Raw genomic sequence first — 23671 nt, 5'->3', positions numbered from 1 at the left:
TAACCGGCGCATAATGCGATGGGGGCGGCGTGCAACTTAAACGTGCGGCAACGCGCTCACCCTGCAATTCTTCCACAGCGTGCCGATCGTTGCGAGCGAGATGGAGTGTCTCTACGAGGGAGCGGCAGCGGCCTGCTACGGCGTAAGGCCTCTTGAACGGGGGCAGCGCACGACGCGCAATGTCACGACCTGGGATCACGACAAGCAGCAATGGACCAATTCGGATCCGCTCGCACTCGCTGTCGATTCCGGCATTGGCGTCATCAGGCTGCGCCCGAACATAATGCGCTACGAAAAGGATCCGGTGCTGCTGCACGAATTCCTTCACGCCTATCACGCCCGGCTGATGCCGAACGGCTATGACAACAAGGGGATCAAGCAATTCCTCGGCGAAGCCAAGTCGAAGGAGCCGTTCGCCAAGGAAGCCTACGCGTTGAAGAACCAGCAGGAGTTCTTCGCAGTAACGGCGAGCATCTTCCTGGCCGGTGCGGACTCCGCGCACGAGCCCTATACACGCGCGCCAAGCTCAAGGAGAAGATGCCGGAATACTACAAATATCTGGTCGGCTTGTTCGGCTTCGACCCGGACGAGACCGGCGTTACCCCCGGTCGCGTCGGGGCAATGAGCATTCGCCACCGCTAGAAAAGCACGAGGCCCGGTCTGCCTAGGAGACCGGGCCTCGTATCTTGTGTCCCCCGCCTCACGTGGCGGATCAGATGTCTGATGGGCCGTGTGTTACGTCAGCTTCGCCGCGCGATCCATTCCGGATGACTACGGTACTCGACACGCGGCTCGAACCAGACCTCACTTGCTGTAGCTGTAGAACCCCTGCCCGGTCTTGCGGCCGAGATGACCGGCATCGACCATCTCCTTCAGGAGCGGCGCCGGCCGATATTTGGGATCGTTGAAGCCGGTGTAGAACACCTCCATCACTGACAACATGGTGTCGAGCCCAATCAAGTCAGCGAGCGCAAGCGGCCCGATCGGATGGTTGCAGCCGAGCTTCATGCCGGCATCGATCTCCTCGGCGCTCGCAATGCCTTCCTGCAGCGCGAAGATAGCCTCGTTGATCATCGGGCACAGGATGCGGTTGACGGCAAAGCCCGGGCTGTTCTTCGCGGTGATCGCAACCTTGCCGACGCGCTTGGCGAAGGCCTCCGCCTTGGCGACGGTGTCGGCGGAGGTCTGCAGCCCGCGAATCAGTTCGAGCAGTGCCATCACCGGAACAGGGTTGAAGAAGTGCATCCCGATGAAACGATCGGGACGATCGGTCGCGGCCGCAAGGCGGGTGATAGAGATCGACGAGGTGTTGGTTGCGACCAGCGCGCTCGGCTTCAGCGTCGCGCAGAGATCCTTCAGTATCTTGATCTTCAGGCCCTCGTTCTCGGTCGCAGCCTCGATGACGAGATCGCAGGCGGCGAGCTTCGCCTTGTCGGTGGTTGCGGTGATGCGCGCGAGCGTGGCATCGCGATCCGCCGCAGTCATCTTCTCCTTGCTGACCAAGCGATCGAGGCTCGAGCCCACCATCTTGAGGCCGCGTTGCACGGCAGCGTCGGAGATGTCGACCATCGTGACGCCGAGCCCCGCCGCTGCGCACACCTGGGCAATGCCATTGCCCATGGTTCCGGCCCCGATGATGCCAACCGTCTCAATCATTGCATTCGTCCTTGTCGCTCGCGCCGCCGTGCGGCTGCATCGTCAAACAATGCGGAGCTTCGCTCCGCGGATAGCGCATGCATAGCAGTCCGATCGGACGGCCGATACAGGGGAATCTGGTATTATGGTGGCGCTAGTTGGGGCGCGGCGGCGTTGGTTGCCGTGGCAGAACGGCTCTCCGCGGCGGCACATCGGGCCGCGTCGGCTCGGCGGCACGAGACGGCTCGAGCACGCGATTGAGCCTGACAATCCACCAAGCCTGCCGTCCGTAGCTGCTGCGAAGCGCCGCCACAACACCGTCATCGATGTCTTCGTCCCGGTCCATGGCCGCATCGCTAGCGTCCATCCTTGAAGGAATGGTGTGGCGGGCCGGTCCTGTGCAAGGTCGATGTTTAGCGATTCGCTAACTATCCCGACGCGTGCACACTTGCTCTCCGCCAGATGGTGTTGCGCCACACGAAATGGAACCGAAATGCAACCTCTCGCGACTTCCACGAGAGCCCAAACGTTGCTAGTTTGTTATAGTGTTGGCTATCTGAAACGCTGAGGGGTGCGGTGTTTCAACTGATTCATTGGTGGAAGACGAGCAAGCTGTCCTTGGCTTGCCCGCATTGCAAGGAGCCTGCCTCGTCCGAGGCGTTCCGACGTGGTCGATATTTGGTCGGCGGCGCGCCTTTGCGCTGCGAACATTGCGGAGTCACGGCGCCGATTACGCTTTGGCGCTTTGAAGGATTGTCGCAAGGCCCTGGCTCGGTTTCCTGCCGCGCGCAGTCACGGCAGTCGTTCCTGTCGGAGCCAAGTGCAAACTAGACCTCCGACGCGTCGCAAGGCGGATTGAAGTCGCGGTTGCCACCGGCAGGTGGCGACCGCGATTCGGCGTGGCCGGTAGTCTCCCGGATTGCACATTGACGCCTCGGCGCTGCAGCGCTGCGCTCTGCCTCGCGCTCCCGGTGGCGCTGGATCTCGTGCGCTCCCAGCCCGACAAGGTCGGCTGACGCCGCGCGGACGCCCGCATCATCCGCCTGCCGCATCCGCACGTCGCAAACATGCCGCACAACAATCTCGCTAGGTGAAACGACGCGAATCAGCGTTACTTCACACCTGATCACTCCTTGAGGTTTGGCGGCATGACCCAGCCCGAAGCCTTGGATCAGAATATTCGCGCCCTGCAGGAATGGCTGCGCAGTGCCTGGATGCAGCTCGGGGACCCCTCGCTTACCGCTTTCTCCCGCCGCGAATTGCGCAACCAGATGAAGCAATGCGGCGCCGATTTGCGCATGCACCTGCAGGCCGCATCCGAGCGGCCGCCGGAGCCGCCGGCCGCGCCTGCCAAGACGTTCGCGATGCCGGCGCTACGGCTCTTGGCCTGGAGCTAGCCTCGCGGGCTTTCGTCACCGGGGCGCTTGGCGCGCGCTGGCGACCGATCGGCGCGAGGCGCGCCAAAATGCCGCGACCTCCCGCGCATGCGGGTCATACGCGCTGACGGCTTGTTCGCGGCAGCCGCGCAAGGCACAGCAGAACCGCACCAGCATGCCTATATTCCGCGGTGGTGCCGCGGCCTACGCCGCCTATTCTCAGGGACTCTCGTGCTCTATCTGGAACTTGCGGTCGTGACGGTGTTGATCGTCGTCAACGGCCTTCTGTCGATGTCGGAACTCGCCATCGTCTCCTCACGCCCGGCGCGGCTTGCGGCGTTGGTCGAGAAGGGAATCGGTGGATCGCGCCTCGCGCTCGCACTGGCCTCCGATCCCGGAAAATTCCTCTCCACCGTGCAGATCGGCATCACGCTGATCGGCGTGCTGTCGGGTGCATTCTCGGGCGCGACGCTCGGCCAGCGCCTGACGCAATGGCTGCTCGACATCGGACTATCGCCGCGCATCGCTGACGCGGTCGGCGTCGGCCTCGTCGTCGGTGTGATCACCTACGCCTCGCTGATCGTCGGTGAGCTGGTGCCGAAGCAGATCGCGCTGCGCGATCCCGAGGTGATCGCGGTGAAGGTCGCCCCGGCGATGACGCTGATGGCGAAACTGTCGCTGCCGCTGGTTTGGCTGCTCGACCGCTCCGGCAAAGCACTGCTGTGGGTTCTCGGCCATCGCGAGGACCCGCAGGACCGGGTCAGCGAGGACGAGATCAAGACGCTGGTGGTGGAGGCCGAGAACGCCGGCGTGCTGGAGCCCGGCGAGAAGGAGATGATCGCAGGCGTCATGCGGCTCGGCGATCTTCCGGTCGGCGCCGTGATGACGCCGCGCCACGAGGTCAGCTTGGTCGACCTGTCCGACCCCGCATCCGACATCCTGGCGGCCCTGCAGCAGAGCACGCACTCGCGCTGTGTGGTGTTCGACGGCAATCGCGACCATGCGCTCGGCATCGTGCAGGCCAAGGAGGTGCTCGACGTCTATCTCGACGGCCGCTCGCCCGACATCCGCGCGCTGACGCGCGATGCTCCGATCATCCCGGAGACCGTCGACGCGCGCGACGTGGTCGCGATCCTGCGCGACTCCGCCGTGCATATCGGCCTCGTGCATGACGAGTACGGCACCTTCCAGGGTGTCGTCACCAGCTTCGATATTCTCGAGGCCATCGTCGGCGCCTTCCACACCGAGGAGGGCCCGGCCGAACCGGCCTTTGTCAGGCGCGGCGACGGCTCCTACCTGATTTCGGGCTGGATGCCCGCGCTCGAATTCGCCGAGCTGCTCGGCATCGCGCTGCCCTCGCCGCGGCCCTACCAGACGGCTGCAGGTTTCCTGCTGCATGCATTCGGAGCGATCCCCGAGGTCGGCGCCAGGGTCGCCGCGCAGGGCTGGGAGTTCGAGGTCATCGACCTCGACGGCCGGCGCATCGACAAGGTCTTGGCGAGCCGCCAGCGTCCGGCCTGACATTGCTCCCCGTCCGCCCTGTTGATAACCGGCAGGAAAGCGAAAAGGGCAGCCATGCTGTGCTATCGGCATAGCGGTCCGAGTGAACCCACGGAATTGATCCCATGCGCATTACCCTTGTCGGCTCCCGCCATTTCGGCGTGACGACCCTGAACATGCTGCGCGAACACGGCGTCACGATCGTCAGGGTTGTCGTCCATGACGGTGAGGACCGGCTGGCGGCCGCAGCCAGGGCGGCCGGCATCGACGTCGTCGTACAGGCCCATCCCAAGCTGGTGACCGCGTCCGAGATCGCACCCGGTACCGACCTGATCGTGACGGCCCATAGTCACGCTCGCGTCAGCAAGGAGGCACTGGCGGAAGCGAGGCTCGGCGGCATCGGTTACCACCCGTCGCTGCTGCCCCGGCACCGCGGTATTGCCGCCGTGGAATGGACCATCAAGGAAGGCGATCCGATTGCCGGCGGCAGCATCTATCACCTCGCCGACCGCATGGACGCCGGCGCGATCGCGGCTCAGGACTGGGTGTTCGTCAAGAAGGGCGAGACCGCACGCGAACTGTGGGAGCGCGCGCTTGTGCCGCTCGGCCTGCGGCTACTCGGCGAAGTCATCGATTATGCCAAGACCTACAAGGAGTTGCCTGCCAAGCCGCAGGACGAGCAGTTTGCAACCAAGGCGCCTAGCCTGCCCGGCAGCAAGCACTAAGGTATCAAAACACCTTGTGCCCCTGATCGTGTGGTCCGGATCGAACCGAATTCACCATCCCAGTTCACTATGATGTGTTTGAGTTCACAGGAACTTTCCGGGATGCTTGCGACGCAGCAAATTTTCGTCACATTATGCCCGGATAAGCCGCGCCATCTCATCAAATGACAGGGATTTGATACATGCGTTCGACCCGCATTCGGGACCTGCTTGTTGCGTCCGCCTTCGCCTCCGCAGCCATTGTCGCGGCGGCTCCCGTTTCCGCCCAGCAGCCCTATGACGGCCTTTGGAATGTCACAGTCGTGACCAAGACCGGCAGTTGCGAGCCGTCGACCAGTTCGACCCTGACCGTCACTGACGGAAAGATCTCGGCACCGGGGGCGGCGATCTCGGGAACCGTGGGCAGCGGGGGACTTGTGCGAGTCTCGATCAATGGTGCATATGCGAACGGTCAACTCAATGGCAACTCCGGATCGGGGAAGTGGAATGGGGCATCAGCCGGCGTACCGTGCAGCGGCCGATGGGAAGCGTCCCGTCAGTAAGATCGGCAGCGCGTCAGGATCTTTTGCCAAGGCGCGACGGCCTGCATTCGCAGCCGTCGCGTTTTTCGTGACGGCCATGGCGAGCTCGGCCGGGCATGCCCAGTCCAGCCCGTTCGCCGGCATGGCCGGCACTTGGTCCGGCAGCGGCTCCGTCACGCTGGACGACGGTTCCAGCGAGCGCATTCGCTGTCGCGCGACCTATCACGTCTCCGGCCCCCGGATGGCCATGAGCCTGACCTGCGCCAGCGATGCGTACAAGTTCAACCTGGCGGCCAATGTGCAGGCCGAGGGCAGCGCGGTCACCGGCACCTGGAACGAATCCAGCCGCAATGTCACCGGCAACTTGCAGGGTCGCGGCGGCGGTGGAAACTTCCAGGTCATTGCCAGTGCACCCGGCTTCAATGCCGACATCTCGATGCGCACGACCGGCAACCGCCAGGCGGTTGCGATCAGGGCAGACAACCAGTTCCGCGGCGCCAACATCGCGCTGGTACGGTAAAACGATACGCCGACAAAAAAGCCCTCGGGGTCATCCCCCGAGGGCTTTTTGCTGCGCCGAGGGTTATGCCGTGGGCGGCGTGGCGAGTTTCTCGGCGGTCTGCTGGATGGTGCGAGCGATCAGTAGCGCCTGCTCCTTGTTCACGGCGAAATCGTGCACGCCCTTGTCCGTCGTCATCGAGATCACCATGATGTCGGGCTGCTGTTCCGGCCAGCCGGTCGCGAACCCCGAGAGAAAGTCAGGTGCCTTTCTGAGATTGTTCATGGTGACAGATCCTATGCGGCGGGCACGAACGCGGTGACTTCGATCTCAACCTTGGCGCGCTGATCGACCAGCCCGTCGATGTAGAGCAGTGTCGAGGGCGGGAAATTGCGCCCGAGGGTCTCCCTCCACGCCGCGCCGATGCCCGCGCCAGCGGCCTCGTATTCGCTGCGGCTGGTCAGGTACCACGTCAGCCGGACGATGTGCTCGGGTCCGGCGCCCGCTTCGTTCAGGAGCTTGACGATACGCTTCAGCGCGGTGCCGACCTGGGCGGCCATGTCGGGCTGGTATTCGCCCTTTTCGTCGCCTCCGGTCTGGCCGGCCAGAACGATCCATTTGCCCGGGCTGTCGAAGGCGACGCCGTGCGAGAAGCCGCGGGGTTTCGACCATTCGGCCGGTTGCAAGACACGCATGAGCAGATCCTCCTGATTATTCCAGCCGTTGCTTAGCACCGATCGCATGGACGGCGCATCACTCGATCGGCAGAATTGCGCGTTGCAAATCCGGTTCATCTCGCCGATACCGGCGGACCGTCCCCGCCTCGTTTCCCCGCCATGGACCGCACACCCTCAAAGACCCGCGCCGCGCTGTGGATGTCCGGCTGGCTCGCGCTGATGCTGATTGTTGCAGTCGCCGGCCGCGAGGCGACGCGCGATGTGAGCGTATTTCAGCTGATGTGCGTGCGCGGCGTGCTCGGCTTCGTGATGCTCTATCCGCTGATCCGGATGAACGGCGGCTTCGCGATCGTGAAGACGGCGCGCCTCCACGTGCATATCGGACGCAACCTGATCCATTTCGGTGCGCAACTCGGCTGGTTCTATGCGCTGACCTTGATCCCGATCGGCCAGGTGGTCGCCATCGAGTTCACCATGCCGATCTGGACTGCGATCCTCGCGGCGAGTTTTCTCGGCGAGCGGATGACGGTCTGGAAGATGATCGCGATCGCGCTTGGCCTGATCGGCGTGTTCGTGATCGTGCGGCCGGCGACCGGCGAGATCAATCCGGGCCAGATGATCGCGCTCGCCGCGGCCGTCGGCTTCGGTGTCTCGGTCACGGTCGTGAAGTCGCTGACGCGAACCGAACAGACACTGGCGATCATCTTCTGGATGCTGGTGGTGCAGTCGGCCGCGAGCCTCCTGCCCGCGCTTTATGTCTGGACATGGCCGCCGCTCCACGCCTGGGGCTGGCTCGCCGTGATCGCGTTCGGCGGCACGTTCTCGCATTACTGCATGGCTCGCGCGCTGCTGCATGCCGACGCCACGGTCGTGATCCCGATGGATTTCCTGCGCGTGCCGCTTACGGCGATCCTTGGCTGGCTGCTCTACGCGGAGCGGCTCGATGCCTTCACGGTACTTGGCGCGGCCATGATCCTGGCCGGCAATCTCTTGAACCTGAAACCGAGCACGCCGGTTGCGGCGCGCGCCAGAGCGTGACTTCGTCCTCGGCGAGGTCTCGCTGAAGCGCTATTTCCCAGCGGCCTTGCGCAGCGCCGCATTGATGCGGTCCTGCCAGCCGGGGCCGCCCTCCTGGAAATACTGCAGCACGTCCTGGTCGATCCGCAGCGTGACCTGCTCCCGGACACCGGGGATAGCCGCAGCCTTCGGCGGCGCTTCCGCGACCTTGGTGGTGGCGCGCTTGAAGGCCGCCTCGGCCTCGCTGCGGGCGTCGCTCAGGGTTCGCGGTCTCCGGGGCTGATCGGCCATGTCTCAGATTCCTTCAACCAGCACAGTTGACAGATAGCGCTCCGAGAACGAGGGCACAATCGCCAGGATGGTCTTGCCCGCCGCCTCCGGCCGCTTGCCGATCTGCAAGGCTGCGGCAATCGCGGCGCCCGATGAAATGCCGCCGGGAATCCCTTCGTTGCGCGCCAGCGCCCGCGAGGTCTCGATGGCGGTCGCGCTGTTGACCTTGACGATCTCGTCGATCACCGAACGGTCGAGGATATCAGGGATGAAGCCCGCGCCGATGCCCTGGATCTTGTGCGGCGTGTGCTGGCCGCCAGACAGCACCGGGCTTTCCTCGGGCTCCACCGCGACGATCCGCAGCGACGGCTTGCGGGGCTTGAGCACCTGCCCGACCCCGGTGATGGTGCCGCCGGTGCCGACGCCGGCCACGAAGTAGTCGATGTTGCCGCCGGTGTCGTTCCAGATCTCCTCGGCGGTGGTGCGGCGATGGATTTCGGGATTGGCGAGGTTCTTGAACTGCTGTGGCATCACCGCGTTCGGCGTCGTGCGCACCAGCTCTTCCGCGGTCGCGATCGACCCCTTCATGCCCTGCGACGCCGGCGTGAGCACGATCTCGGCGCCAAGGAACGCCAGCATGCGCCGCCGCTCGATCGACATCGATTCCGGCATCACCAGCTTGAGCCGGTACCCGCGTGATGCCGCGACATAGGCCAGCGCAATTCCGGTGTTGCCCGACGTTGGCTCGATCAGCACGGTATCGGGATTGATGATGCCGGCCTTCTCCATCGCAACGATCATCGCGGCGCCGATGCGATCCTTCACGCTGGCCGCAGGGTTGAAGTATTCCAGCTTGGCGAGGATCGTCGCGTTGACACCGCTGGCCTGCGGCAACCTGCGCAGCCGGACGATCGGCGTATCGCCGATCGCGTCGACGATGGAGTCATAGACGCGGCCGCGTCCGGGTTGCACTGCACTCGTTGTCGACGATGCGTCCATCAAGCGGCTCCTGTGGCCAGATGCGCTGGGGAGATGCGGTCTTCATTTCATTAGATGCGGCGCGGTATGACGCGCAAGGCAGAAACCGGCTCATCGGGAATTCGTTGCATCGCAAAATCAGAGCCTGCTCAAATAAAATCAGAGCCTGCTCAAATAACGTAAAACCAACGCATTTGTGTTGCGACAAGGTCAAACAAATCGGGCTATATACTTTCGTCACCGAAGCTCAGAACGCAAAGGAGGTCACGATGCCAGCGCTTGCTGAAATCCTGTCGACCGTCGCGTCTAAGCCAGATCCGCGCGGCAACGATCTGCCAACCTGCCCGGTGTGCGCCGACTCCATGGTCGCGGCGGAAGCGTCCGCCTACCTCCATGAGAATCTGATCAGCTATCTCTGGACCTGCGACACCTGCGGTTACGGGTTCGTGACCAAACACTTGGTGAAGCCGATCGTCTGCAACTGACCAAGCTCACCTCGGTGTGATGTCCCCGCGCGCCCATCCGGCGCGCGTCTGGTTTCTGAACTGCTCGAACGTGCCGCTGGCGATCGCCTCGCGAATGCCCTGCATCAATTGCTGGTAATAGGCGACGTTGATTTCGGACAGTAGCATTGCCCCAAGCGTTTCGCCCGAGCGCACCAGATGATGCAGATAGGCGCGCGAACATTTGCGCGCCGCCGGCCACGGGCTCTCCTCGTCCAGCGGGCGTGGATCGTCGATGTGACGGGCGTTGCGCAGATTGATCTGGCCGAACCGAGTGAACGCCATGCCATGGCGTCCGTTCCGGGTCGGCATCACGCAATCGAACATGTCGACGCCGCGTGCTACCGCTTCCAGCATGTCCTCGGGCGTGCCGACGCCCATTAGATAGCGCGGCCGATGGGCCGGCAGGGCCGGCGCGGTCTCCTCGATCATCGACAGCATCACGTCCTGCGGCTCGCCGACCGCCAGCCCGCCGATCGCGTAACCGTGAAAGCCGACCTCGGCCAGCCCGCGCGCGCTGGCGTGGCGCAGCGCCGGGACGTCGCCGCCCTGGACGATGCCGAACAGCATGTAGCCGTCAGGCGCGGATTCAAAAGCGCGTTTGGAGCGCTCGGCCCAGCGCAGCGACAATTGCATCGCCCGCTCGATGTCGGCGCGCTCGGCCGGCAGCCGGACGCATTCGTCCATCTGCATCGCAATGTCGGACCCGAGCAATCGCTGCACCTCGATCGATCGCTCCGGCGACAGTTCGACCTTGGTGCCGTCGATATGTGAGCGGAACGTGACGGCGTTCTCGGTCACCTTGCGCAGCTCCGACAGCGACATGACCTGGAAGCCGCCGGAATCCGTCAGCATCGGGCCGCCCCAGCCGGTGAACCGCTGCAGGCCGCCGAGGACCGCGACCCGCTCGGCCCCCGGCCGCAGCATCAGATGATAGGTGTTGCCAAGCACGATGTCGGCGCCAGCCTCGCGTACCTCGCGCCAATGCATGCCCTTCATGGCGCCGGCGGTGCCGACCGGCATGAAGGCCGGCGTCCGCACACCCCCGTGAGGCGTGGTCAGGTGCCCGGTGCGGGCCGCGCCGTCGGTTGCGAGAAGCTCGAAATGATTGGGAAGACTCATGCGGCTGCTTATTGCCTGCCGCCGGGGCCCGATCAACCCGCCTTCGGGCGGTTCAGGTGCGGCCGATGCGTTCGGCGGGTGCGACTGAACGAGGCTTGCGGCCGTTATCGCCCTCATTTAAACAAAACGAAACCGTATCGTTTTACGGTGACAACGTGGCGATGAGATGCTCTCGGCGCCTGATGTGCTTCAGAGAGTGACAGGCGACCGATGGTCTCAGCCGGCAAAGCGCTAGCGTCCACCCGCATCGTTCGCCGGATGACGGTAGTTCCCGCGCGGACGATATCGCGGGCTGCCCTGCTGTGCGGTCTTGCGCTCGCGCTGGCGGGCTGCAGCACCCTGGCGCGTACGCCCTACACTGCCGCCGACGCCGCCAATGCGCGCGTGCTCGACCTCGACGGGCTGCGGCGCTACGCGGACGAACCGGCGGCGAAATTCCGCCTCGACAAGGAGACCCTCGCGCCGATCACGACGTATCTGGCGCTGTCCGGCGGCGGCGCGGACGGCGCTTACGGCGTCGGCGTCCTGAATGGCTGGACGGCGGCGGGCACCCGCCCGACCTTCTCGGTCGTATCGGGCGTCAGCACCGGCGGCCTGATCGCCCCCTTCGCCTTCCTCGGCTCGCGCTACGACGAGACGCTGAAGGACGTCTACACCAGCGGCATCGCCGAGAGCCTGCTCCAGGATCCAAGCCTGATGCGGGTGCTGTTCGGGTCCGGCCTGTTCGGCAACACGCGGCTGCGCGAGCTGGTGGCGCGCTATGTCGGGCCGGAGATCCTGAGCGAAGTGGCGCACGAGAACGCCAAGGGGAGAAAGCTCCTGATCGTCACCACGGATCTCGACACCCAGCGCTCGGTGATCTGGGACATGGGCCGGATCGCCGCCGTCGGAACCCCTGAAGCGTTGCAGCTGTTCCGCGACGTCATGGCCGCCTCGGCCAGCATCGCTGGTGTTTCCGCCAATTATGATCGACGCTGAGGGTCAGGGCCGGCGGTTCCAGGAGATGCATGTCGACGGCGGCGTCACGGCGCCGGTCCTGACGCTGCCGGACGCCTTGCTCTTCCAGGACAGCCGATGGCCAGCAAACCGCCGCTTCAACATCTACATCCTCGTCAACAAGAAGCTCGAACAGGGTTTTGAGCTCGTATCCAACTCCACGATCGACGTCGCCTCGCGAAGCATTTCCGCGATCACGCAGGCGCAAACGCGGTCCGTCATCCTGTCGACCTACGACTTCGCCCGGCGCAATCGGCTGGGTTTCCATCTGTCCTACATCGAGCGTGACTATCCGTCGCCGGAAGCGCCGGGATTCGACACGGCCTACATGCGTGCGTTGTATCACTATGGTTACGAGAAGGCCGCGTCGGGCCGCGCCTGGACCTCAACGCCTCCATGAGAGGCAGGCTCGAGCTGGCACCGCGAATGGACGAATCCGGTTGCCGCGGGTTATAGACCGGACACGCCGTCCGAAACGCAACCAGATGAACAGGAATGGGATTGACCGCCACCAGGGTCAGGGCAGCGAAACGCAATGTTCCGAAATCGCGCGGCGGCCGGCCGACCCGGGACGCCGCGATCGAGCGCGACCAGCGGCTGATCGAGGTCGCCACGCGTCTCTTCCTTGATCGCGGGTTCGACGCAACCTCGATCGACGCCGTCGCCGAGGCCGCGCGGGTCAGCAAGCCGACGGTCTATGCGCAATATGGCGACAAGCGCGGCCTGTTCGCTGCGGTGCTCAGGCGCGAAATTGCGCGCTGGCTCGCCCCGCTCGCTGCGGCGGCGGCTGAAATGCACGTCGATAGCGCCTCAGATAATTCGGTCGAGCAGCGACTGACCGATCTCGGACGCCAATTGCTGCAGCTGAACTGCGGCGATGATGCCATCGCCTTCAGCCGAATCCTGACCGCCCAGGCCATCAACTTTCCCGAGATTGCAAAGCTTGCGGTCGATGAGGGCTGGTCGAAGGCCGTCGCCACGACGGCGGAATTCTTCGATCATCTGGTCGGGAGCGGCGCCCTCGACCTCGAGGACACGACGATCGCGGCCGAGACATTCCTCAACATGGTGGTCGGCCATACCCATCGGATGGCGACCTTTGGGATCCCGATGGACATGAGAACCGCCGAGAAGCGCATGGAGGTCTCGATCCGGCTGTTTCTCGCCGGGGCCCTTGGACCGCCCGGTCGGGCTCCTATCTTGGCTAAGGCCAACCCGCGCCGCCGGCCGGCGCGCTGATCGTCCCGCAAAGCATCAGGTTGCGCATCGGGTTACCTCCGCGCTGCTGCAATTCTGCCCTTGACCAAAACAAAACGACACCGTATGGTTTTATTTATACAGAGATGCGGACCCACTGCAACGAGCCCCCCAAGGGTCTCGCGTCGCCTGATAAACTACGATCGCCGCAGCGGAGCCTGCGCCGTCACTCCGCTGGACGTTCGGCGGCCGACCGTCACGCAACAGGTCGGCCGCGCTTTCTCGATCTGCACGGCCGCGCAACGCGCAACAGCTTCAACGCAAAAAGTACGGATTCGACGATGACGACAGGACGACTGCGCAGGCTGGTGCGTCGGGTGTTCGGAACGCGGCTGCTTGCGATCGCGCTGCTGTCCCTGCCCTTCGCCTCGCCGGCCCACGCGATCGCCACAACGGACGCCGCGGCGGCGGCTCCGCTCCAGAGCGACGACAGCGCGCAGCTTGATGCGCAGGCGGTCCGCCGCGAGATCGACAGCTTCCGGGCGGCCCAGGTCTCGCTGCGTCAAGCCATGGCGATCGCCGAGGCGCAGCATGCTGGCTCCACCACGGCGGATGTCAGCTTCGACGGCGGCGCTGAGCCCGCTGTCTACCGGGTCAAGACGGTCCAGCGCGACCGCGTGTGGCAGCACGCCATCAATGCCGCGACCGGCGAAGTGATGGGCGGCGAAGCAGCCTCGCCGCTCGCGATGCTGGACGACGAAGACCGCACCAACCTGGTCGTGCTGCGGGGCCTTCGGCATCGTCTGTCGGATGCCGTGCGCGTGGCCGAGCACGCAACGTCGGGAAAGGCCATCAGCGGCGGCCTGACGCGCGAGCGCGGCCGGCTCAATTTCGTAATCGTCGTGGTCAGCGGCGCCGATCTGAAGGAGGTCATCCTCGAGCCGCCGGGGGCGCGCAGGCGATGATGCCTGAGCCGGCCGCCGCCTCTGTTTCGCCCAAAAGCCGTTGACGGACGCCGATCTCTCCCGCATAAGTCCGCCCCATGATCACCGCGACCAAACGCACGACCAAAACCACCAAGCCCTCCAGGGCCTCGGGAGGCGTGCGCGCGTAGTCGGTCGAACCGCATCATCTCAACCCGAAGCCCCGCCTGATGAAGGTCCGGGGCTTTTTTATTGCCTGCAGCACATCTTGAATGGAGGACAAAGTGAGTAACGATCCCGTCGTCGCGATTGTCGGCGTCACCGGTGCAGTCGGCGCCGAATTCATCGCCACCATGGACAAGCGCGGCTTCCGCGTCGGCAAGCTGAAGGCGCTGGCCAGCGCCCGCTCGGCCGGCAAGACCATCGACTTCCGCGACAAGCAGGTCGTGATCGAGGAGCTCACCGAGCGCGCCTTCGAGGGCGTCGATATCGCGCTGTTCTCGGCCGGCAGCGGCATCTCCAGGAAGTTCGCGCCGCTGGCAGTGAAGTCCGGGGCCGTCGTGGTCGACAACTCCTCCGCCTTCCGCATGGATCCGAACGTTCCGCTGGTGATCCCGGAGATCAACGCGAACCGCATCCGCGACCACAAGGGCATCATCGCCAACCCGAACTGCGCCGCCATCACCGCGCTGGTGCCGCTGTGGCCGATCCATCAGAAGAACCGCATCAAGCGCGTGATCATCTCGACCTATCAGGCTGCGAGCGGCGCCGGCGCCGCCGCGATGGAGGAGCTCGTCGAATCGACCCGCGCCAATCTCAACGGACAGGTCTACACGCCGAAGGTGATGCCGCACCCTTACGCCTTCAACCTGTTCAACCACAACACCGCGATCGATCCGGAGACCGGCTACAACGACGAGGAGACCAAGGTCATCAAGGAGACACGCAAGATCTTCGAGGACGAGAAGATCGCGATCGGCGTCACCTGCGTGCGCGTGCCGGTGCTGCGCGCCCATTGCGAGGCGATCACCTTCGAATGCGAGCGGCCGATCACCGAGGACCAGGTGCGCGCGATCATGGCGCAGGCGCCGGGCGTGAAGGTCGTCGACGACCGCGCCGGCAACTACTTCCCGATGCCGATCGACGCCTCGGGGCAGGACGACGTCCTCGTCGGCCGCATCCGCAAGGACCTCAGCGACCCCACGGGGCACTCGATCTCGATCTTCGTCGCGGCCGATCAGCTCCTGAAGGGTGCCGCGCTGAACGCGGTGCAGATCGCCGAGCTGTTGCCCGAGCGCGTGCCGGCGTAAGCGCGAGTTTGGAAAATGCCTGACCGGTCATCCCCGCGCGACGGCGTAGCCGTTGCGCGGGGGTGACGGTAACGGAGTTGCGTTCGACGACTTGATTGTCGCGTGGGCAACGCGCGAGCGTGCCCACCATTCCTCGTTCAGGACTTGATGGTGGGCCCGCCGCACGCCATTCCTCGCGCAGCGCTAACTAGCCGCAGATGTTGATAAACCGCGGTCCACGGGGCGTCCATACCCTGCGCAAGCAGCCATCATCGCCGGCGAACGCAAAGCGATGGAAACGATGATGGAAGAAGCGGTGATCGAAGAATCGGTGGGCGAAGAAGCGGTGGTGAAAGTCGTGTCGATCCGCGAACCTTGAGAACCGGGGCGAGAAGTCCCGATGCGCAAAGGACTCGCGAGCGAAACGTCCGTCGCCGAATTGCGTCCGTCCGCCAATGGCGCCGAAATGCGTGCCGCCTCCGGGGCTCTGCATTCCACCTGCCATCCCGCCGGGATGCATTCCAGCTCCGCCTCCGCCGCCACGGGACATGCCACCGGCCATTCCACCGCCGGACATGCCACCTCCACCGCCGGACATGCCGCCGCCAGACATGCCGCCGCCGGACATACCGCCACCGCCGCCGCCATGCTGGGCCAACGCCGGTGATGCAAGACCAAGCGCCGTTCCGAGTACAACCGCGGCGAGGCCATTAAGGATCTTGCAGTTCATGCGAATGTTCCTCCTTGCTTGTTTGCAGCGACGGCCGTCGCGCGAACAAAACGGTCGGAACTCCCAAATGATCCAGCATTTCTAATTACAAATGAATCAGAGTCTGACAGCCAAGTTAGTTTCATCAGCAACCGCCCAACTGATCGATGTCGCGTTACATTGCGCGATCAAGCCCGGCCCTGGACTCCGCAGGTGACGGCGATGGATCGGCACGTGGTGGGATGGGCAACGCGCAAGCGTACCCACCATTCCTCGCTGTGCACTTGATTTTCGGGCACGACGCTTGCGCGCCTTTGCCCCCTACAAATCCACGCGCGGCTCATGCGCCCGGAACAGCAAACAGGCGTCGCCATACGAATAGAACCGATAGCCGCTGGCAATCGCGTGCGCGTAGGCCTGCTTCATCGTCCCGAGCCCGGAGAAGGCGGAGACCAGCATGAACAACGTCGAGCGCGGCAAGTGGAAATTGGTCAGCAGAATATCCACCGCGCGGAAGCGATAGCCCGGCGTGATGAAGATCGAGGTCTCCGCCGAAAACGGCTGGATGGTGCCGTCGGCCGTCGTGGCGCTTTCGAGCAGCCGCAGCGACGTGGTCCCGACCGCGACGATGCGGCCGCCCTTGGCGCGCGCGGCGTTCAGGGCGGATGCGGTTGCGGCGCTGATGCGACCCCATTCGGCGTGCATCCTGTGCTCCGACGTCTCCTCCGCCTTCACCGGCAGGAAGGTCCCTGCCCCGACATGCAGCGTCAGCCGGTGCAGCTCGACGCCGCGCCCACGCAGCGCCGTCTCCAGCGCCGGCGTGAAATGCAGCCCCGCCGTCGGCGCCGCCACCGCGCCTTCGTTTGCCGCGAACATGGTCTGGTAGTCGGCCTCATCCTTGTCGTCGGGCGTGCGCTTCGATGCGATATAGGGCGGCAGCGGCGTCGCGCCGACGTCGGCGATCGCCTGGTCGAGCGTCGGGCCATGGAAAGAGAACGACAGCGTCACCTCGCCCTCCTGCCCCTTCGCCTCGACTTCAGCGTCGAGATGGCCGAGCAGGCAGACCTTGCCCTCATTGCCGAAGCGGACGATGTCGCCGACGGCGAGTTTCTTGGCCGGCTTGACCAGCGCCTGCCAGCGCGAGCCGTCGAGCCGCTTGATCAGCGTCGCCTCGATCCTGGGTTCGGTCTCGCGCCCGATGCGGCGGCCCTTGAGCTGAGCGGCGATTACCTTGGTGTCGTTGACCACGATCTGGTCGCCCGCTTCCAGCCAGTGGGGCAGGTCGGCGATCATGGCGTCGCGCAGCACGCCGTCGGGATGCACCACCAGCATCCGCGCGGAATCGCGCGGGCTCGCGGGCCTCAGCGCGATCCGTTCAGGAGGAAGTTCGAAGTCGAAGAGATCGGTGCGCATTTTAACCTGCACACTGCTGACCCTCATCCCGAGAGGCGCGACAGCGCGTCTCGAAGGATGAGGCCCAGTCCGTTCCAGCATTGTGGCCTCACGGTTCGAGACGCCTGCTTCGCAGGCTCCTCGCCATGAGGGGACAACAGTTACGCCGCGTCGGCGGCCATGCGCGCCTTGACGATCTTGTCCGGGTCCTTCACCGGCTCGCCGCGCTTGATCTTGTCGACGTTCTCCATGCCCTCGGTGACCTTGCCCCAGACCGTGTACTGGCCGTTGAGGAAGGATGCGTCGTCGAAGCAGATGAAGAACTGACTGTCGCCGGAATCCGGATTGGCCGCGCGGGCCATCGAGGCGGTGCCGCGGACATGCGGCTCCTTGTTGAATTCGGCCTTCAGTTTCTTGCCGGAACCGCCCATGCCGGTGCCCTGCGGACAGCCGGTCTGGGCCATGAAGCCGTCGATCACGCGGTGGAACACGATGCCGTCGTAGAAGCCTTCGCGCACCAGCTCCTTGATCCGCGCGACGTGGTTGGGCGCCAGATCGGGGCGCATCTCGATCGTGACGGGACCCTGGGTGGTTTCAAGGATCAGAGTATTCTCGGTAGCAGCCATGCTCGCTTCTCCTGGCTTCTGGGTGGATATTTCTTGTTTCTGAAAGGGATCGCGAACGGGCGGCCCGCCACCGCGCCGCCCAAGCTCTCCGTAAATGGCAGCGGCGTGCAGCGTTGCAACGCCTCCATCACGGCGATCCGGTATTGCAGCCGGTCATTATCGGTCGCCTGCTCCGATTCGTAGGAGATCCGGGGATGCCCGAGGATCGCGCCTTCGCGGTTGAAGCTGACGATGACCGTGATGTCGATCGGGTTGGCCTTGTCCAGCGGCGGCGGCCTCCAGCACCGGTGAATGCTCAGGACAACGTCCCGGATCGTGTTGAGTTGCTGAGGCTCGGCCGGCGCCGGCGCGGCCAGCGCAAGCCACACGAGCGGCGCGGCAAACCAGGAGAGTGGCTTGCTGCGCGCCGCACTCATGGGTCACTTGATGTCGGATGCGACCTGCACCTTCACCATCTTGTCGGGGTCGGTGACGGTGCCGCTCGCGGAGCCCGCCGGCGCCTTCTTCAGCTTGTCAACCACATCCATGCCCTGCACCACCTCGCCGATCACGGTGTACTGGCCGTTCAGGCTCGGACCATCGGCATACATGATGAAGAACTGCGAATTGGCGCTGTCGACCGAGTCGCCGCGCCGGGCCATGCCGACAATGCCGCGCTTGAACGGCACGTTGGAGAATTCCTGCTTCAGATTCGGATACTTCGAGCCACCGGTGCCGTTGAAGTTCTGCCCGTCGCCGGTCTGCGCCATGAAGCCGTCCATCACGCGGTGGAACGGCACGTTGTTGTAGAAGCCCTCGCGCGCCAGCTGCTTGATGCGCTCGGCGTGCTTCGGCGCGATGTCGCTGCGCAGCTTGATGACGATGCGGCCCTTGGTGGTGTCGATCACGATCGCATTGGCCTTGTCGAGGCCGGCGGGCAGCGGCTGCGCGATCGCGGGAACGACGCAGAACAGCGCGGCAACGAATGCAAGAATTCGGATCATGGAAACTCCGGATCAGGACGTTCGGGATGTGGCAGGCGCGGGTATCAGCCGGCGAATTTGGCCTTCAGGCTAGCGGCGACTGATGACGGCACGAATGCAGAGAAGTCGCCGCCCATCTGGGCGATTTGGCGCACCAGTGTGGCGGTGATCGGGCGGACCGCGACCGATGCCGGAACGAACACGGTGTGCACCTCGGGCGCCATGGCCTCGTTCATGCCCGCAAGCTGCATCTCATAGTCGAGATCGGTGCCGTCGCGCAGGCCGCGAATCATGATGTTCGCGCCGAGCTTCCGCGCCGCCGTCACGGTGAGATTGTCGTAGGTCGTGCAATCGAAGGCGCAGCCCGCCTTCTGGGCGATCGGGCCGCACTCCTCGCGCAGCATCTTGAGCCGCTCCTCGGTCGAGAACAGCGGCTTCTTGCCGGCGTGGACGGCCACGGCGACGACCAGGCGGTCGCAAAGTTTGACGGCCTGCCGGACCACATCCAGGTGGCCGTTGGTGACAGGATCGAAGGAGCCGGGATAAAGCGCGATGCGGGTCATGGTCCCCTCTAACCCGCCCTGCCTTGCCCGGCAAGCCGGCCCGGTTCCAGGGACCCCGGTCCCCCTTTATTTCGCCTCGGCCAGTGAACCAGCCCTGGCATCCCAGCCTTTATCAGGCCGAATGTTTCGTCAGCCGGTGGCGGACGAAACAAAACCGGCCGGTGACGAAACCATTTTCCCACGTGGCGAAGACACGAGGAAACGTGCGGCCGGTACAGCTTGGACAACGAAACGACGGGCCCGGGGGGGCCCGATCACAGGGACCGTCATGATCAAGGCACTTTCCGCTATCGCTGTTGCCGCGTTCATTGCCGCGGCGCTCACCGTTCTTCCCGGCTTTGCCCCGCAGGTCGCAGCCAGCACCCCGCAGCCGCTGGCCAAGGGCGACCGCCTCGACATCCATCCGGTCGGCAAGGACTGCTCGCAGCAGGCCTGGCCCAACTTCGAGGCATCCTGCCTGCGCACCGCCGGCAGCAAGCTGTCGGTTCGTGAAGCCCGCCTCGTCACCGCCCCGCGCTCGCCGTAGTCGGCCGGGCGTCCTCTGCTCTGTCACGCAAATCCCATGGAAATTTGCGACGTCTCGTCGCAGACTATCGTCTAACGCGCCCGCCGGATGTTCCGGTCGGGCGCGCGGCATCGGGGGATTTGCACGTGACCAGTACGCCCGCCATCGTTTCCTCCGACCGCCATCCGAGCCCGCTGCCGGTCGCGACAACGCTCGGCGCACTTGGCGTCGTCTACGGCGACATCGGTACCAGCCCCCTCTACGCCCTGAAGGAAGCGGCCAGGGCCGCCGCCCATGGCGGAGCCCTCACCCAGGACGCCGTCCTCGGCGTGGTCTCGCTGATCCTGTGGGCGTTGATTCTCATCATCTCGCTCAAATACGCGATGCTGATCCTGCGCGCGGACAACCGCGGCGAAGGGGGCATCGTCGCGCTGCTGGCCTTGCTGTCGGCGCGCAACGCCGCGCCCGGCACCTGGCGCGCCCAGCTCCTGATCGTCGGCCTGGTCGGCGCCGCCCTGCTCTATGGCGACGGCGCGATCACCCCGGCCATCTCGGTGCTATCGGCGATTGAAGGCCTGAAAGTCGATGCCCCGTCGCTGGCGCCCGCCGTGGTGCCGCTCACCGTCGTCATCCTGGTCGGCCTGTTCGTGATGCAGAAGCAAGGCACGGGCTTCATCGGCCGGATCTTCGGCCCGGTGATGCTCGGCTGGTTTGCGGTACTGGCCGCGCTCGGCATCCACGGCATCGTCAAGGCCCCGAGCGTGCTGGTTGCGCTCAGCCCGTTCTATGCGTTCGACTTCCTGATCCACCAGGACTTCCATATCAGCTTCGCCATTCTCGGCGCCGCCTTCCTCGCCGTCACCGGCGGCGAGGCGATGTATGCCGACATGGGGCATTTCGGCCGTTTCCCGATCCGCCTCGCCTGGTTCGCGGTCTGCCTGCCGGCGCTGGTGCTGAACTATTTCGGTCAGGCGGGCGAATTGATCAACGACCCGACCTCGGCCGACAACCCGTTCTTCCAGCTCGCTCCCGACTGGGCGCATTATCCGATGGTCCTGCTCGCCACCGTCGCCACCGTAATCGCCTCGCAGGCGATCATCTCGGGCGTGTTCTCGTTGACCCAGCAGTCGATCCAGCTCGGCTTCCTGCCGCGCATGCATATCGAGCACACCACGAGCGATGCGATCGGGCAGATCTACGTGCCGCTGGTGAACTGGCTGCTCGCCGCCGCAACGCTCGGCGCAGTGCTGGCTTTCGGCACGTCGGACGCGCTCGCCGGCGCCTACGGCATCGCCGTGTCGCTCCTGATGGCGATCACCACGCTGCTCGCGGCACTGGTCGCGATCCAGTGGGGGTATTCGCCGATCCTCGTGATCGCGGTGAACGGCTTTTTCTTCGTCATCGACACGATCTTCTTCGCGGCGAATTCGGCCAAGCTGTTCGAAGGCGGCTGGTTCCCGCTGCTGCTCGCCGCCGCCGTGGCGTTCCTGATGCTGACCTGGCGCGGCGGCGTGAAGCTGGTCGAAAAGGCGCGCGCCAAGCTGCGCCAGCCGGAAGAGGATTTGATCGAGACCGCGATCAACAAGTGCCAGAGCCGCCTGCCGGGCACCGCCGTATTCCTGGCGTCGGCGCCCAAGGGCGTGCCGCTGGCGCTGACGCAATTCGTCAAGCACAATCACGTGCTGCACCAGCGCGTGCTGCTGGTCACCGTGCAGATCGAGGAGCTGCCGCGGATCTCCGACGATGGTCGGGCCGAGGTGATCGAGATCATCCCGGGCATCACGCGGATCATCCTGCATTACGGCTTCATGCAGTATCCGACGATCTATGAGGGCCTGAAGCTCGCCTGCAGGCAGGGCAAGCTGCCCGGGATCGAGCTATCCGACGTGACCTACTACATCGGCCGCGAGACCATCATCCCGCGCGAGGACGTCCCGGGCATGTGGGTGTGGCGGGAAGGACTGTTCGCGTTCCTGCAGCGCAACGCCGAGCGCACCGCCGCGTTCTTCGGCGTGCCGACCGGACAGGTCGTGGAGTTCGGCACGGAAATCGAGATCTAACTCCAGGTGCTGTGTAGCCCGGGTGGAGCGAAGCGTAACCCGGGAAAGCTACGCCGTGTTGCCCCCCGGATTTCGCTTCGCGACATCCGGCTACCCGACTGCCCCCCGGAACGGAAGTGCATGTCCGACGACGCGCCGTTGTCGCTGAAACCGGCCTAGCACGCTGGAGCTCTGGTGCTGGATGGCCCAGACCGGCCAGCCCGACAGGCTGGCCGATCACACAAACGGACTGGAGCGCTCGCTGGACTAGGCGAACGGCGAACACGGGGTATCCTGAGGTTCCGCTGCGCTCGACGTGGGCGACCGGCACGCGGCTCCTGAATTGCCGCCAAATAGGAACAAGTCGAACTGCCCGGCGGTTGAACTCGGACTTTCCATCTCGGCTGTCACCGCCACATGAGTTCAGGCGTCAACGTTGCCTTCAGTAACTTGCGCGCTGTGGTCATCTTGATCGTGGTGGCCTTTCATTCGGCGCTTCCCTACCTTGCGTCGCAACCAGCGCACCCCTTCGCCTTCGATACCCCACCCTATCGCTGGATCGCATTTCCGATCATCGACCGCGAGCGCTGGTTCGGGTTCGACTTGTTTTGCGCGTGGCAGGACATCAGCCTGATGTCGCTGATGTTCTTCATGGCGGGCCTGTTCACACCGCAAAGCCTGATCCGCAAGGGGAGTGTTGCTTACCTCGCGGAGCGATGCTGGCGAATTGGAGTGCCCTTCGCCCTCGCTGCCGCCATTCTGAGCCCGCTCGCCTATTACGCATCCTATCGGGTAACCGCGGCGGACCCGTCGGTCGAGGCGTTCTGGCAGCACTGGCGTGCATTGCCGATGTGGCCCACGGGCCCGCAATGGTTCCTGTGGCAGCTTCTGCTGCTCGGCATTCTTGCTGCCGCGCTGCAAGGGCTCGCGCCGTCGTGGCGACATGCCGCGAGTGGCCTCGTTGCGAGCTGCAACGACCGTCCGCTGTTGTTCTTTGCAGGCCTGACTGGCCTTTCTGTCGTGGCCTACGTTCCGTTGGCGATGATCTTCACGCCGTGGGAGTGGACCTTTCTCGGTCCGTTCTCGTTCCAACTCAGTCGCCCGCTGCACTATCTCATCTATTTCCTCACCGCATTTGCCATCGGCAGTCATGGCTGCGATCGCAGCGTGCTCCGCTGCGACGGACCCGTTGCTCGGCATTGGTTGGCCTGGCTTGCCGCAGCGATCGGCTGCTTTGCGCTTTGGGGCGGGCTTACATCATTGACCCTGCCTGACTGGAACGCCAGCCCGCTGCCGTATCGCCTGGCTGCGGCGCTCGCTTTCCCCTTTGCCTGCGCCACCGGCGTTCTCGCCTTTGTTGCGATCTCGCTGGCCTTGCTGCGCGCACGTGCAGGCGTCCTCGACAGTCTTTCGACCAACGCCTACGGCATCTACATCGTGCATTATGTCTTCGTGCTGTGGCTGCAATATTTGCTGCTTGCCGCAGACCTGAATGCCGTCGTCAAGGCGGGACTCGTCTTTGTCGCTGCGCTCGCGCTCAGTTGGGCCGCAAGCAGCATGGTCAAGGCGGGAGCGAAGCCGTTAGCCCGCCGGCACGCCGAACCGCCGGTCAAGAGTGCTATCGCAAATCAACCACGATGATGGTGC

At 64.7% G+C, this 23671-nt stretch carries 27 protein-coding genes and 1 pseudogene; 16 read left to right on the top strand and 12 right to left on the bottom strand.

The window, feature by feature from the left end; genetic code table 11:
• Positions 1-100 precede the first annotated feature (100 nt).
• Entirely contained in the window at positions 101-625 is a 525-nt protein-coding gene (locus MTX19_RS19315; protein ID WP_280978848.1) for a hypothetical protein, read from the top strand.
• 179 nt (positions 626-804) lie between these two features.
• Here the strand turns inward: MTX19_RS19315 and MTX19_RS19310 are convergent, their stop codons facing one another.
• Entirely contained in the window at positions 805-1656 is an 852-nt protein-coding gene (locus MTX19_RS19310) for a 3-hydroxybutyryl-CoA dehydrogenase (protein ID WP_280978847.1), read from the bottom strand.
• A gap of 133 nt (positions 1657-1789) precedes the next feature.
• Positions 1790-1981 carry a hypothetical protein gene (locus tag MTX19_RS19305; RefSeq protein WP_280978846.1) on the bottom strand — a complete coding sequence of 64 codons (192 nt, stop codon included), beginning with the start codon at positions 1979-1981 and terminating at the stop codon, positions 1790-1792.
• Between the two features lie 802 nt (positions 1982-2783).
• Here MTX19_RS19305 and MTX19_RS19300 point away from each other — a divergent pair.
• From MTX19_RS19300 to MTX19_RS19280, 5 genes are all read left to right on the top strand, one after another.
• Complete coding sequence (locus MTX19_RS19300) at positions 2784-3032, top strand: hypothetical protein (RefSeq protein ID WP_280978845.1); 249 nt, start codon at positions 2784-2786, stop codon at positions 3030-3032.
• A gap of 210 nt (positions 3033-3242) precedes the next feature.
• Positions 3243-4532: a hemolysin family protein gene (locus MTX19_RS19295; protein ID WP_280978844.1), complete on the top strand. Its 1290-nt coding sequence runs from the start codon at positions 3243-3245 to the stop codon at positions 4530-4532.
• Between the two features lie 104 nt (positions 4533-4636).
• Positions 4637-5236: a formyltransferase family protein gene (locus MTX19_RS19290; RefSeq protein WP_280977936.1), complete on the top strand. Its 600-nt coding sequence runs from the start codon at positions 4637-4639 to the stop codon at positions 5234-5236.
• Between the two features lie 182 nt (positions 5237-5418).
• Positions 5419-5778: a hypothetical protein gene (locus MTX19_RS19285; protein ID WP_280978843.1), complete on the top strand. Its 360-nt coding sequence runs from the start codon at positions 5419-5421 to the stop codon at positions 5776-5778.
• Positions 5723-6277 (top strand): hypothetical protein, encoded by a 555-nt coding sequence (locus MTX19_RS19280; protein WP_280978842.1) that lies wholly within the window; start codon positions 5723-5725, stop codon positions 6275-6277. Before MTX19_RS19285 ends, MTX19_RS19280 begins: the two co-directional genes overlap by 56 nt.
• A gap of 63 nt (positions 6278-6340) precedes the next feature.
• Here MTX19_RS19280 and MTX19_RS19275 read toward each other — a convergent pair whose 3' ends face one another.
• Both MTX19_RS19275 and MTX19_RS19270 read right to left on the bottom strand, forming a co-directional pair.
• Positions 6341-6541: a hypothetical protein gene (locus MTX19_RS19275; protein ID WP_280977933.1), complete on the bottom strand. Its 201-nt coding sequence runs from the start codon at positions 6539-6541 to the stop codon at positions 6341-6343.
• An 11-nt stretch (positions 6542-6552) separates the two neighbouring features.
• Positions 6553-6951 carry a RidA family protein gene (locus MTX19_RS19270; RefSeq protein WP_280978104.1) on the bottom strand — a complete coding sequence of 133 codons (399 nt, stop codon included), beginning with the start codon at positions 6949-6951 and terminating at the stop codon, positions 6553-6555.
• Between the two features lie 141 nt (positions 6952-7092).
• On the opposite strand from MTX19_RS19270, the gene MTX19_RS19265 reads away from it, so the two are divergent.
• Positions 7093-7971, top strand: coding sequence for a DMT family transporter (locus MTX19_RS19265; protein WP_280978841.1), 879 nt, complete (start codon positions 7093-7095; stop codon positions 7969-7971).
• 30 nt (positions 7972-8001) lie between these two features.
• Here the strand turns inward: MTX19_RS19265 and MTX19_RS19260 are convergent, their stop codons facing one another.
• Together MTX19_RS19260 and cysK are read right to left on the bottom strand one after the other, a co-directional pair.
• Positions 8002-8241: a BrnA antitoxin family protein gene (locus tag MTX19_RS19260; RefSeq protein WP_280978840.1), complete on the bottom strand. Its 240-nt coding sequence runs from the start codon at positions 8239-8241 to the stop codon at positions 8002-8004.
• 3 nt (positions 8242-8244) lie between these two features.
• The gene (gene cysK / locus MTX19_RS19255; protein WP_280978839.1) at positions 8245-9219 is read right to left on the bottom strand and encodes a cysteine synthase A; all 975 of its coding nucleotides are present in this window, start codon (positions 9217-9219) and stop codon (positions 8245-8247) included.
• A 248-nt stretch (positions 9220-9467) separates the two neighbouring features.
• Here cysK and MTX19_RS19250 point away from each other — a divergent pair, with 248 nt between their 5' ends.
• Positions 9468-9683: a hypothetical protein gene (locus tag MTX19_RS19250; protein WP_280978103.1), complete on the top strand. Its 216-nt coding sequence runs from the start codon at positions 9468-9470 to the stop codon at positions 9681-9683.
• Between the two features lie 6 nt (positions 9684-9689).
• On the opposite strand, the gene tgt is transcribed toward MTX19_RS19250, so the two are convergent.
• Complete coding sequence (gene tgt / locus MTX19_RS19245; protein WP_280978838.1) at positions 9690-10823, bottom strand: tRNA guanosine(34) transglycosylase Tgt; 1134 nt, start codon at positions 10821-10823, stop codon at positions 9690-9692.
• 258 nt (positions 10824-11081) lie between these two features.
• Here tgt and MTX19_RS19240 point away from each other — a divergent pair.
• From MTX19_RS19240 to MTX19_RS39285, 5 genes and pseudogenes are all read left to right on the top strand, one after another.
• Positions 11082-12219: pseudogene (locus MTX19_RS19240) on the top strand (patatin-like phospholipase family protein).
• A 95-nt stretch (positions 12220-12314) separates the two neighbouring features.
• Positions 12315-13058: a TetR/AcrR family transcriptional regulator gene (locus tag MTX19_RS19235; protein WP_280978837.1), complete on the top strand. Its 744-nt coding sequence runs from the start codon at positions 12315-12317 to the stop codon at positions 13056-13058.
• Between the two features lie 299 nt (positions 13059-13357).
• On the top strand, positions 13358-13981 hold the full coding sequence (locus MTX19_RS19230; protein ID WP_280978836.1) for a PepSY domain-containing protein: 624 nt from the start codon (positions 13358-13360) through the stop codon (positions 13979-13981).
• 230 nt (positions 13982-14211) lie between these two features.
• Positions 14212-15249, top strand: coding sequence for an aspartate-semialdehyde dehydrogenase (locus MTX19_RS19225; protein ID WP_280978835.1), 1038 nt, complete (start codon positions 14212-14214; stop codon positions 15247-15249).
• A gap of 379 nt (positions 15250-15628) precedes the next feature.
• The gene (locus MTX19_RS39285) at positions 15629-15895 is read left to right on the top strand and encodes a hypothetical protein (protein ID WP_348638382.1); all 267 of its coding nucleotides are present in this window, start codon (positions 15629-15631) and stop codon (positions 15893-15895) included.
• Positions 15896-16258: 363 nt separating this feature from the next.
• Here the strand turns inward: MTX19_RS39285 and queA are convergent, their stop codons facing one another.
• The 5 genes from queA to coaD form a co-directional block, all read right to left on the bottom strand.
• On the bottom strand, positions 16259-17350 hold the full coding sequence (gene queA, locus MTX19_RS19215; RefSeq protein WP_280978833.1) for a tRNA preQ1(34) S-adenosylmethionine ribosyltransferase-isomerase QueA: 1092 nt from the start codon (positions 17348-17350) through the stop codon (positions 16259-16261).
• A 140-nt stretch (positions 17351-17490) separates the two neighbouring features.
• A complete protein-coding gene (locus MTX19_RS19210) occupies positions 17491-17955 on the bottom strand; it encodes a peptidylprolyl isomerase (RefSeq protein WP_280977922.1) in 465 nt (154 codons plus the stop codon).
• Positions 17931-18371 (bottom strand): hypothetical protein, encoded by a 441-nt coding sequence (locus tag MTX19_RS19205; RefSeq protein ID WP_280978832.1) that lies wholly within the window; start codon positions 18369-18371, stop codon positions 17931-17933. Before MTX19_RS19205 ends, MTX19_RS19210 begins: the two co-directional genes overlap by 25 nt.
• Positions 18372-18374: 3 nt before the next feature.
• Positions 18375-18938 carry a peptidylprolyl isomerase gene (locus tag MTX19_RS19200; RefSeq protein WP_280977920.1) on the bottom strand — a complete coding sequence of 188 codons (564 nt, stop codon included), beginning with the start codon at positions 18936-18938 and terminating at the stop codon, positions 18375-18377.
• Between the two features lie 44 nt (positions 18939-18982).
• Positions 18983-19480 carry a pantetheine-phosphate adenylyltransferase gene (coaD, locus tag MTX19_RS19195; protein WP_280978831.1) on the bottom strand — a complete coding sequence of 166 codons (498 nt, stop codon included), beginning with the start codon at positions 19478-19480 and terminating at the stop codon, positions 18983-18985.
• 268 nt (positions 19481-19748) lie between these two features.
• Between coaD and MTX19_RS19190 the strand changes: the two genes are divergently transcribed.
• The 3 genes from MTX19_RS19190 to MTX19_RS19180 all read left to right on the top strand — a co-directional run bounded on the left by MTX19_RS19190 (position 19749) and on the right by MTX19_RS19180 (position 23665).
• Positions 19749-20006, top strand: coding sequence for a hypothetical protein (locus MTX19_RS19190; RefSeq protein WP_280978830.1), 258 nt, complete (start codon positions 19749-19751; stop codon positions 20004-20006).
• A 173-nt stretch (positions 20007-20179) separates the two neighbouring features.
• Positions 20180-22045, top strand: coding sequence for a KUP/HAK/KT family potassium transporter (locus tag MTX19_RS19185; RefSeq protein WP_280984834.1), 1866 nt, complete (start codon positions 20180-20182; stop codon positions 22043-22045).
• Positions 22046-22441: 396 nt separating this feature from the next.
• Positions 22442-23665: an acyltransferase family protein gene (locus MTX19_RS19180; RefSeq protein ID WP_280978829.1), complete on the top strand. Its 1224-nt coding sequence runs from the start codon at positions 22442-22444 to the stop codon at positions 23663-23665.
• The last annotated feature ends 6 nt before the right edge of the window (positions 23666-23671 follow it).

Origin of the sequence: Bradyrhizobium sp. ISRA464, from assembly GCF_029910095.1 — a bacterium.
Classification (GTDB): Bacteria; Pseudomonadota; Alphaproteobacteria; order Rhizobiales; family Xanthobacteraceae; genus Bradyrhizobium.
Note: the sequence above shows the minus strand (reverse complement) of the source record. Positions and strands in the feature narration are given on the sequence as shown.